Source organism: Mesorhizobium sp. M1E.F.Ca.ET.063.01.1.1, from assembly GCF_003998155.1.
Taxonomy (GTDB): Bacteria; Pseudomonadota; Alphaproteobacteria; order Rhizobiales; family Rhizobiaceae; genus Mesorhizobium.
This window is the reverse complement of record NZ_RZSC01000974.1, coordinates 1-1,879: the sequence shown is the minus strand read 5'-3', so window position 1 is coordinate 1,879 and position 1,879 is coordinate 1. Positions and strand designations below refer to the sequence as shown.

Annotated in this window: 1 protein-coding gene; it reads left to right on the top strand. The window is 67.1% G+C overall.

Annotated features, from left to right (window positions below; translation table 11 throughout):
* Positions 1 to 1,879, top strand: a 1,879-nt coding sequence (gene putA / locus EOA29_RS34960; protein WP_127222298.1) for a bifunctional proline dehydrogenase/L-glutamate gamma-semialdehyde dehydrogenase PutA, incomplete at both ends; no start/stop codon positions are given.

Genomic DNA, 1,879 nt, shown 5'->3' with positions numbered 1-1,879 from the left:
GAAGCGCCTCTCCGATCCGGCCGGGCTTTCAGCCGAGGAGCGCAAGGCGATCTCGGCCCGCGCCGCCGATCTGGTGCGCGCGGTGCGCGGCTCGACGGACCCTCGATTGATGGAGGTTTTCCTCTCGGCCTACGGCCTGTCGACCAAGGAAGGCGTGGCGCTGATGTGCCTGGCCGAGGCGCTGCTGCGTGTGCCGGACACCGAGACGATCGACGATCTCATCGCCGACAAGATCGCGCCGCATGACTGGTCGGCGCATTCGGGCGGCTCGAGCTCCATCTTCGTCAATGCCTCGACCTGGGCGCTGATGCTGACCGGCCGCGTGCTGGACGAAGGCGAGGGCGGCATCGAAGGCACACTGCGCGCCATGGTGAGGAGGCTCGGCGAGCCGGTCATCCGCAGGGCGGTGGCGGCGGCGATGCGCGAGATGGGCGAGCAGTTCGTGCTCGGCCGCACGATCGCCGAAGCCGTCAAGCGCGGCCGGCCGATGACCCAGAAAGGCTATCTCTATTCTTTCGACATGCTGGGCGAAGCGGCCCGCACCGAGGCCGATGCATTGCGCTACCACCGGGCCTATGCGGACGCGATTTCCTCGCTCGATTCCGGTTCGAACGGTCCCGACATCCGTTACAACCACGGCATTTCGGTCAAGCTCTCCGCGCTGCATCCTCGCTACGAGGTGGCGCAGAGGGACAAGATGCTGCCGGTGATGGCCGAGCGTCTCTTGTCACTCGCGCTCGCCGCGCGGCATTCGCGCATGGGTCTCAACATCGATGCCGAGGAGGCCGACCGGCTAGACCTGTCGCTCGACGTCATCGAGCGCGTGCTGGCTGAGCCGGAGCTCGCCGGCTGGGACGGTTTTGGCGTCGTCGTTCAGGCCTATGGGCCACGCGCGGCACTCGCCATCGACTGGCTTTACGCGCTTGCCAGGAAGTACAACCGCAACATCATGGTGCGACTGGTGAAGGGCGCCTATTGGGACACCGAGATCAAGCGGGCGCAGACGCTCGGTCTTGCCGGATATCCTGTCTTCACCCGCAAGACCAACACCGACGTTTCGTATCTCGCCTGTGCGCGAAAGCTGCTGTCGATGACGGACCGTATCTACCCGCAGTTCGCCACGCACAACGCGCATACCGTGGCCGCCATCCTGTCGATGGCGAAGGATCGCGATTCCTTCGAGTTCCAGCGCCTGCACGGCATGGGCGAATCCCTGCACGAGACGGTGCGCAAGTCCGAGGGCACGCGCTGCCGCATCTACGCGCCGGTCGGCGCGCATTCCGACCTGCTCGCCTATCTGGTGCGGCGGTTGTTGGAAAACGGCGCCAACTCCTCCTTCGTCCATCAGTTGACCGACGAAGAGGTCGAGCCGGAGGAGATCGCGCGCGATCCGCTGGAGGCGGTGGAGAAACAGGGTCCGGCCGCCAATCCGGCGATCGCGCGCCCAGCCGCGATCTTCGGCGCCAACCGGCGCAACTCCAGGGGCTTCGACATCACCGACACCGTGACGCTGGCGGCCATCGACAAGGCGAGGGCGGAATTTGCCGGAGCGGACCGCTGGCACGCCAAGCCGATCACGCGCGCCGCCGGCTACGGCAAGCAGCGCCAGATCGTCAACCCGGCCAAGCCCGACGAGGTCGTGGGCACGGTGCATGAGGCGGCGGCCAAGCAGGTGGCGACCGCCGTGCGCATTGCCGTCGACGCGCAGCCTGCCTGGGCGAAGCGTCCGGTCGCCGAGCGCGCTGCGATCCTCAACCGCGCCGCCGATCTCTACGAGGCCAATGCGGCCGAATTCTTCGCTTTGGCCACCCGCGAGGCCGGCAAGTCGCTGGCCGACGGGGTCGCCGAAGTGCGTGAAGCCGTCGACTTCCTGCGCTAC